Origin of the sequence: Acinetobacter sp. UBA2063, assembly GCF_002333245.1 — a bacterium.
GTDB classification, from domain to species: Bacteria; Pseudomonadota; Gammaproteobacteria; order Pseudomonadales; family Moraxellaceae; genus Acinetobacter; species Acinetobacter parvus.
The window spans coordinates 1-8,562 of the sequence record NZ_DDAH01000048.1 but is presented as its reverse complement, the minus strand read 5'-3'; the positions used below and the strand labels follow the sequence as shown (position 1 = coordinate 8,562).

10 protein-coding genes and 1 pseudogene are annotated in these 8,562 nt (G+C 42.5%); 9 read left to right on the top strand and 2 right to left on the bottom strand.

The genetic code is table 11. The features are described 5' to 3' along the window. Positions 1–19: 19 nt before the first annotated feature. Positions 20–568 carry an NUDIX hydrolase gene (locus B4H32_RS02400; protein WP_004682996.1) on the bottom strand — a complete coding sequence of 183 codons (549 nt, stop codon included), beginning with the start codon at positions 566–568 and terminating at the stop codon, positions 20–22. 129 nt (positions 569–697) lie between these two features. On the opposite strand from B4H32_RS02400, the gene B4H32_RS02395 reads away from it, so the two are divergent. From B4H32_RS02395 to fghA, 7 genes are all read left to right on the top strand, one after another. Next, the gene (locus B4H32_RS02395; protein ID WP_392389557.1) at positions 698–1,303 is read left to right on the top strand and encodes a CoA pyrophosphatase; all 606 of its coding nucleotides are present in this window, start codon (positions 698–700) and stop codon (positions 1,301–1,303) included. A gap of 24 nt (positions 1,304–1,327) precedes the next feature. Beyond that, a complete protein-coding gene (locus tag B4H32_RS02390; RefSeq protein WP_262450896.1) occupies positions 1,328–1,855 on the top strand; it encodes a gamma carbonic anhydrase family protein in 528 nt (175 codons plus the stop codon). Between the two features lie 138 nt (positions 1,856–1,993). After that, positions 1,994–2,662, top strand: a complete 669-nt coding sequence (gene tsaB / locus B4H32_RS02385) for a tRNA (adenosine(37)-N6)-threonylcarbamoyltransferase complex dimerization subunit type 1 TsaB (protein WP_262450891.1) — start codon at positions 1,994–1,996, stop codon at positions 2,660–2,662. Positions 2,663–2,664: 2 nt separating this feature from the next. Beyond that, the gene (locus B4H32_RS02380) at positions 2,665–3,489 is read left to right on the top strand and encodes an undecaprenyl-diphosphate phosphatase (RefSeq protein ID WP_262450892.1); all 825 of its coding nucleotides are present in this window, start codon (positions 2,665–2,667) and stop codon (positions 3,487–3,489) included. Next, complete coding sequence (locus tag B4H32_RS02375) at positions 3,483–4,292, top strand: class I SAM-dependent methyltransferase (RefSeq protein ID WP_286799651.1); 810 nt, start codon at positions 3,483–3,485, stop codon at positions 4,290–4,292. Before B4H32_RS02380 ends, B4H32_RS02375 begins: the two co-directional genes overlap by 7 nt. A 208-nt stretch (positions 4,293–4,500) precedes the next feature. Next, positions 4,501–5,946: a C13 family peptidase gene (locus B4H32_RS02370; RefSeq protein ID WP_004682987.1), complete on the top strand. Its 1,446-nt coding sequence runs from the start codon at positions 4,501–4,503 to the stop codon at positions 5,944–5,946. Beyond that, positions 5,915–6,760 (top strand): S-formylglutathione hydrolase, encoded by an 846-nt coding sequence (gene fghA / locus B4H32_RS02365; protein WP_286799649.1) that lies wholly within the window; start codon positions 5,915–5,917, stop codon positions 6,758–6,760. The genes B4H32_RS02370 and fghA overlap by 32 nt, the downstream gene beginning before the upstream one ends. A gap of 27 nt (positions 6,761–6,787) precedes the next feature. Here the strand turns inward: fghA and B4H32_RS02360 are convergent. After that, positions 6,788–6,874, bottom strand: a pseudogene (locus B4H32_RS02360) (DUF2218 domain-containing protein); the annotation flags it as partial. A 148-nt stretch (positions 6,875–7,022) separates the two neighbouring features. Here B4H32_RS02360 and rpe point away from each other — a divergent pair. Beyond that, positions 7,023–7,709, top strand: a complete 687-nt coding sequence (gene rpe / locus B4H32_RS02355; protein ID WP_004799862.1) for a ribulose-phosphate 3-epimerase — start codon at positions 7,023–7,025, stop codon at positions 7,707–7,709. Between the two features lie 339 nt (positions 7,710–8,048). Then, the gene (locus tag B4H32_RS02350; protein ID WP_286799647.1) at positions 8,049–8,474 is read left to right on the top strand and encodes a hypothetical protein; all 426 of its coding nucleotides are present in this window, start codon (positions 8,049–8,051) and stop codon (positions 8,472–8,474) included. Positions 8,475–8,562 lie beyond the last annotated feature (88 nt).

Below are 8,562 nucleotides of genomic sequence, written 5' to 3'. Positions count from 1 at the left end.
GGTCGGGGAGGATGTCAATTTAACCTGTATGATCTAAACGCGTTCCCAATGTTTCTAAATGAGATGGAAATAACCCATTTTTACGATCGGTAAAATAATGTCTTAATGTTTGCTCTACGCTCGGAAAGGCAAGTTCCGTCCAGGGAATTTCATGTTCTTCAAATAAGCGACATTCAAGGCTTTCTTCACCAGCACCAAATAGTCCCTGTTTTAATTGTGCCTTGAACAAGACGTAGATTTGCCCAATACGGGGGATATTGTACATACAGTAAAGCTGTTCAATCTCAACCTCTGCCTCGGCCTCTTCACGGGTTTCACGCGCTGCGCCCTGCTCCATGGTTTCAAACAGCTCCATATAACCAGCGGGTAAGGTCCATAAACCATAGCGGGGTTCAATTGCCCGACGGCAAAGTAATACCTTGTTGTCCCAAAGCGCTAAAGCACCACAGATTACTTTGGGATTTTCATAATGAATATTGCCGCAATTTGTGCAAACCAAACGTAATTTATGATCACCCAGTGGAATTTTTGCCTCAGTTTGATGTCCGCATGCAACACAAAAGCTCATAATTATCATCAGCCGTAGAGATAGCCCAGCATAACTGAATTTTTATCTGTTCGCATCATCATCTATACTGACAACTCAAATTTCAGCTATGATGATTTATCAGGAAAGTAACAAGAAGAGATGAGTGATATGGAACAGCCGTCGTTAATACAGCTTTTACAACAACGGTTGCGTTTTTCCAAACGAATCCAGCAGGCAGATGCCGCAGTCTTGATTGCAATAACTCAGGAAGTCCAACCGAAAGTCTTGCTGACCCGCCGTTCCATGCAGTTGTCACAACATGCGGGAGAGGTTTCATTCCCAGGTGGCAAGCGTGATCCAAGTGATACCAGCAATATTGTGGTGGCCTTGCGTGAGGCACATGAGGAGACCGCGCTCAATCCATTTGATGTCAAGCTTTTGGGTGACTTACCGATTCAGCGTGCGCGAAGTGGGTTATCGGTTAAGCCAATCGTTGGCTTGATTCCTGCCCAAGTGGAACTGATTGCCCAGCCCACAGAAATAGACCGTATTTTTTTTGTGCCATTACAACAGTTAATAGAAGCGCCGCCTTTACCCTATGAGGTTCGTCTGGCACGTCAATCCATTTATTTTCCAAGTATGCAGGTTGAGAGTGAGGTGGTTTGGGGCTTAACAGCGAGAATGTTGGTTTCTTTGTTCCAATATGGTTTAGGGCATAAAAAAAACTGGCCTTTTCTAGTCAATCCACCTAATTTTGGTCTGTCTAAGTTTTAATTTTTAAAGAAGTATTTTCTCATGATGTATACGTATCAAGGATTGAGTCCGAAAGCATTACATGAACCTTGGGATGGCTGGGTTGCTCCAACCGCGACGGTTATTGGTCAAGTGGAGTTTGGTCGCCAAGTGAGTATCTGGTTTGGTGCTGTAGTTCGCGCAGATAATTGTGTTATTCGTATTGGTAATTTTTCCAATATTCAGGAAAATGCTGTGGTACATACGGATGCTGGGATTGAACTCAATATTGGTGAATATGTCACTGTGGGTCATAAGGCGATGTTACATGGCTGCAGCATTGGTGATAATTCCTTGATTGGAATGAATGCTGTGATTTTGAATCGAGCAGTGATTGGTAAAAATTGTATTATTGGTGCGAATACATTGATCCCTGAGGGTAAAGTGATTCCTGATAATTCAGTAGTGATGGGTTCGCCAGGTAAAGTTGTAAAGACGATTGATGAGCAGGATGTTGAACGTTTGCGTTGGAGTGCTATGCATTATGCAGAACACTATAAGCACTTTTTAGCATTAGAAGAATTTCATTTTTAAGTGTGTCTTAATCCAAAGTAAAATGTGCCAAACAGAAGTTTGGCTTTTTTGTATCAAAATAGAGAACAACTCGAATATCAGAATGGAGTGGGGTATGATATCGCTCGTTTTTCATCATACTTCGCTTAAGGTTTTTGCATGAAGTTGCTTGCATTGGAAACTGCCAATGAGCAGTGTTCCGTATCATTAATTGATGCGACTCAAGAGCTCTATTTTCAATTAGATGGCCGTGCAAAAGCACAAACACAAACGATTTTGCCTTTAATTGAACAAGCTTTATTACAAACACAAAATCAACTTAAAGATTTGACCGCAATTGCCTTTAGTCGGGGACCGGGTTCATTTAGTGGTGTACGGATTAATGCTGCGGTTGCGCAAGCATTGGCTTGGTCACATGATCTGCCAGTCATTCCTGTTTCCAGTTTACAAGCGTTGGCACAAGCAGCATATCGTTTGCATGGCTTAATTCAAGTAACTGCTGTGTTAGATGCGCGAATGCAAGAAGTGTATATTGCAAATTTTAGCTTGGATGAGCAGGGTGTCATGCAGGCAGTCGATGATGAAAAATTATTGGGATATGAGCAAGCCACAGCCTATTGCAAATATATTGCAGTGGGTTCAGGGGCCGCGTTAATTCAGTCAGAAAAAACACAATCACAAGCAATTGTGGCAACAGCACAAGATATTGCCAGTATTGCGATGGTTTATGCAGCAGAACAAAAATGGGTAGATGCAGCATATGCATTGCCAGTTTATTTGCGCGATGATGCATGGAAAAAAATTCCAGAACAAGGTAAAGCGGGTTAAATATGGATTTGTTACTGCTGCTTAAAGCAGCGATCATGGGTATTGTTGAAGGTATTACCGAGTTCTTACCGATTTCAAGTACAGGTCACTTGATTTTGGCATCGGAATTAATGGACTTTTGGACACCTGAAAAAAGTGCTGTTTTTGTCGTCTTGATTCAGATCGGCGCGATTGCTGCTGTGATCTATGAGTATTGGTCACGCTTGTGGAATGCTGCAACTGGTATGGTCACTGGCGAAGAAAAAGGGCGCCGTTTGGGCTTTAGTCTCATTTTTGCTTCGATCCCAATTGTCTTGGTCGGTTTAACCTTTGGACAAACGATTAAAGAAGTGCTCTTTAATGATCTTGTGGTTGCTTTAGGTTTGATTATTGGTGGCTTAATCATTATTTGGGTGGAGAAAAATCCCCCTCAGATTAAGGCCGTTGAAGTGGAAAATATCACTTTTAAACAATCTATTTGGATTGGTTTAATTCAAGTGCTGGCTTTGATCCCAGGAACATCTCGCTCAGGCGCAACGATTATCGGTGCAATGTATTTAGGTGTATCACGTAAAGCAGCAACCGAATTTTCCTTTTTCCTCGGTATTCCTGTAATTATTGGTGCAGGTTTATTGGACTTGTATCAGAGTTATCATGTACTTGATGGTTTCGATGATTGGATCGTACTTGCGGTTGGCCTGATTGTTTCGTTTATCTCGGCTTTACTGTTGATTCGTGCACTGGTTGCTTATGTGGCTAAGCGTGATTTTATGGTTTTTGCGTGGTATCGAATTGCATCGGGTCTACTCATTTTATTACTTTTCTTTACTGGTTGGAAATTATGGTAGGCGAGTTTCGCTTATTTTTTGAAAGCTCAGAAGTCGAGAAAGCACAGCACTATCAAACTGTGCTTTCTTTACGTGGGGTGGTGGTCGAGCTTTGTCTGGTCGAGCAATTAAATGCTCGATTTTTACGTTTGAACCCTGAACTTGCTTTATGCGTTGATGCATCGGGTTTGTGGTTATGTGCCAACGGCATGAAAATGCGACCTGATTGGCAGGCAGAAATTCCACGCTTAAAGCGTGCTAGTCTTAAGTCGGAAATGCTCGCTCGCGCATGTCAATTGGCTGAGAAACCGAATTTGGTTGATGCAACCGCGGGTTTGGGGCATGACAGTTTATTGATGGCGCATTTAGGCGCACAGGTTCATTTGGTCGAACGGAATCCGATTCTATTTTGTTTATTAGAAGATGCGAAAGTTCAAGCAGAGCAAGATGCATTTTTACAGCTAACGATGTCACGTATAGAACTCGTTTTTGCTGATTCAGCGGTTTATTTAGAACAGCTTAAACAACAAGATCAGTCCGTTGATGTGGTGTATTTAGATCCCATGTTTCCTCAACGTGATCAAAATCATCAAGCAATCAAAAAACAAGCCCAAGTGAAGAAACAAATGCAATTATTGCACTTGTTGTTACCTGAGCATGGTGAAATGGATTTAGGTGATCAACTGCTTGCTTTGGCTAAGCAGGTGGCAAAACGTGTGATTGTGAAACGCCCACGGCATGCTATTTTTCTCGCTGAGCAAGTTCCTGATCATCAGTGGTTAGGTGATGCTTGTCGTTTTGATGCTTATTTTGCCAAAGTTTAAGTTCAAATCCTCATCGGATTCAGTTGATTGTTTGGCTTGCGTCAATGCACAGTAAAGATTTGTGATATAGTGCAAAAGCATGATTGCTAAAAAATTCTTGTCACGCTTACACTAGAGCTGAGCATCTCAATTTTTAGAAAAGTGATGCTTATTTTGAAGAAGTAGATTTTCAGTTTTGTCTTGAAAAGAGAAATACCTAAAGAATTTTATGATAGACCTCAAGCCCTCCATTAATATCTGGCACGATTTTAAAAGTAACCAAATTGCTGGAATGTGGTTGTTTCTGGGGTCACGCCGTTCCCTACAGGTGGTACATCCTTCAATCACCCAACTGATTCTGTGGGGAATTCTGGGTGGATGTACCAACTCGCTTTATGGCTGGCTGGTTGCTGGGCAAATGGGGGACTTTAATCCCCAGGGGTTGATTGGATATGCACTGTGGCCATTTATTGCCTTAATTGTCGGTATTTTCCTTTCCCAGCGCATGAACCAACCTCGCCTGATGCTGGTGCCTGCATTGCTGTGGTTGGTGCTTGATACCAATATTCTGTTGTTACAATGCCTGATTCAGTATCTTGGATCAAATGGTTACCTGAACTTTATCCCTGACAGTATTTATAATGGTTTTTTACCCCCATTTTTTGTTGGCTTGTTTGTCTGGCAGAGTCTGGCAGTCATCTGGGTTTTTTCCCGTGCATTAAAATGGCCGTGGTGGGAGCGTGTACTGGTGATTGTGGCAACTATTGCCACAATGGTGGTATGGCAATTATCTGTTAAGGACCAGCCAGTCTGGAAAGTGGAGCAAACACCGCCAAGTTTCAGTGAAGAGGCATTTTATGCGCAGGGCCATTTGCTTGAGACGGCACTGGATCAAATACAATATGGCGATATCGCCCAAAGCCACTGGTATTTTATGGGAGTGGCGGGAGATAGTTATGCTGATGTGTTCAAGTCGGAAATTGAGCGGATAAAAGAGCAGTTTGATACCCGTTTTGGAACCTTTGGCCGTTCGCTGATGTTGATCAATAACCCTGCCACACGTCTGGAGGTGCCAATCGCTTCTAAAACCAGTATGGAACTGGCTTTGCGCCGTATTGGCCAGCAAATGAACCGTGACAGTGATGTGCTATTCCTGTATATGACTTCACATGGCGAACGGAATCATTTTGAAATTGAAAATGCGCCGCTAGAGCTTGGGCAGGTTGACCCGAAATGGCTGCGTGAAACACTGGATAAGTCTGGAATTCGCTGGCGTGTGATCGTGATTTCGGCCTGTTATTCGGGCAGCTTTATTCCTGCCTTGCAGTCACCTGAAACATTGATCATTACCGCATCAGCAGCAGATAAAACCTCATTTGGCTGTAATAGTGAGGCCGACTATACCTATTTTGGTCGGGCATTTTTTGATCTGGCAATGCGTGAGCAGTCTTCAATCAAGCAGGCATTTGAGCAGGCCAGACAAACAGTGACCAAATGGGAAACTGCGCAGGGCTTTGAACCATCAGAACCGCAATGGTCAATTGGGCGTAATATGGAATTAATGCTGCCACAACTGGAGCCTTATTTGTTCCCTACACAAAATATGACAACAACAGATACTACAAAAACACAGGATAACAAATATGCAACTACTGCAAAAAAATCGTTGTTTTGAGGGTGAGCAACGGATTTACCAGATTGATTCCCAGCATCTCAAAGGGCTGAGCAAGGTTGGGGTTTATCTGCCACCAGCTGCTTTAGAGGGTAAGCCATGTTCAGCATTATTCTATCTTGCTGGCCTGACCTGTACTGAAGAGACCTTTGCAATCAAGGCACATGCACAACGTATGGCTGCACGTTTAAGCCTGATTTTAATTACACCAGATACCTCACCGCGTGGAGAGGATGTGGCGCAAGGAGATCATTGGGACATTGGGCAGGGTGCAGGTTTCTACATGAATGCGATACAGCAACCGTGGGCTGAACATTATCAAATGGAATCCTATATTGTTGATGAGTTGTATGCGCACATATTGCAGGAGTTTCCAGTGATTGAAAATCAAGTTGGAATCTTTGGTCATTCAATGGGTGGGCATGGTGCATTGACGCTGGCATTTAAATATCCTGAGCAATTTAAGTCGGTTTCCGCCTTTGCGCCCATTTGTGCACCAAGTCTCTGCCCTTGGGGAGAAAAGGCATTTAGCCAATATTTAGGTACTGATCAACAACAGTGGTCAGCACACGATGCGACTGCTCTGGTCCAGCAAAAGGGTGGAGTTTTTGAGGAAATCCTGATTGATCAGGGACTGGATGACCAGTTCTATGCGCAGTTGAATCCTGAGAAATTTAAGCAGGCCTGTCTCGATGCTGGTCAGCCTCTCACCCTACGCCTGCACAAAGGTTATGATCATGGCTATTACTTTATTCAAAGTTTTATTGATGACCATCTACAGTTTCATGCCATTCAGTTAGAAAAGGCATTAAGCTAAATACTGGAAGTTCATATGAGCTTCTTTTTAATGATGTTGCCATTCAACTAAAAATTCTTGTTGAGCCATACGGTTTAAATGAGCAAGTACCACCTGCTCCAAATGGGTAACATCTTCCTGCTGGTTTTCAATTGTAAATGAAAATAGTTCTCATGAAATGGGCTGTTGCAAGTTTGCAATGCCAGCAGGCTAACTACAGACGGAAGTGTTATGAATTTGCTATAATTTACCCATCATTTTCTCAGTATTCGTCAGGTTATCCATGTCCAAGCCTTATTTAATTGCACCGTCGATTTTATCTGCTGATTTTGCGCGTTTAGGTGAAGAGGTAGAAAAAGTGTTGGCGGCAGGCGCAGATGTTGTGCATTTTGATGTGATGGATAACCACTATGTACCTAACCTGACCTTTGGTGCGGGTATATGCAAGGCACTGAAAAATTATGGTATCAAGGCGCCGATTGACGTGCATTTGATGGTTTCGCCTGTGGACCGTATGATTGGCGATTTTCTGGAGGCAGGTGCCGACATTATTACCTTTCACCCAGAAGCATCAGACCATATTGATCGCTCGCTACAATTGATCAAATCGGGTGGAGCAAAAGCTGGCTTGGTATTTAACCCAGCCACGCCGTTGCACTATCTGGATTATGTGCTTGATAAAGTGGATCAAATCCTGTTGATGAGTGTAAACCCTGGCTTTGGTGGACAGAAATTCATTCCAATGACTTTGGAAAAATTACGTCAGGCACGTCAGATTATTGATGCCAGCGGTCGTGATATTCGTCTGGAAGTGGATGGTGGTGTTGGCCCTGCCAATATCGGTGAAATTGCAGCAGCGGGTGCGGATATGTTTGTGGCTGGCTCAGCGATTTTTGGTCAACCCGATTATAAAACGGTGATTGATCAGATGCGTGCGGAGTTGGCAAAAGTGAATCAGGTAGAGATTTAAGGTGTGGATAACTTTGTTTATAACTGGGTGGATAACCGTGTTGATAAGCAAGTGGATAAACTGTTGTTAAAATAAACAAAGTGATTTCAGTTGTTTATATTCACAGCAAAATAATGGAAAAAGGACAAATATCTGTCCTTTTTTATGCGCCAACTTATTTATTTTGCTTTATTTTTATCCATTTTTTATTTGTTTGGAAATTAAATGATAAATCAGCAGGTTTCTTTAAACTGACTCTAAATGATCAGAATTGAAACATGAAGCTGATTGTGTATAAGTATGAAAGAAATTATGCTAAGTATATTGACTTAGTTTGATCATTGAAACAGGACATCTAACGTGCAACTGCGCCAAAAATACAAACATCTGTGGTTTGTATTCCTGATGATATTCTTCATCGGGGGGAGTGGTGTGGCTGTTGCAGCAGTTCAGGCAATTCAATCTCCTCAAAAATCTTATGCAACCGCTCAAACAATGCCTTGCCATGAGCAACCTATGCTGGATCAACCTCATCATATGTCTGGGTCGCATGTTGATACGATCAGTTTGACAAAATGTCATGATGGAAAAATGCATAGTGATCAGCATTGTCAGGACTGCAATAGTCCCTCAAATTGCCAGACAGTCAATCTTGCCCTTGATCAACAGGCACCCAGTTTATCCTATTCCTCATTTTTAGAGCCTGATTCCTATCAACATACCGATTATCAGGCTCGACATCTTGCTGGCTATTGGCAGGAAATTTTACGCCCTCCTAGAACCTGATCTATTAAATTCCGTTGAAATTCCTCTCTTTTAAAGAGGGGCTAGCGATATTTAGCAGATTGGGATTATTTTATCCGAATAGCCGTAA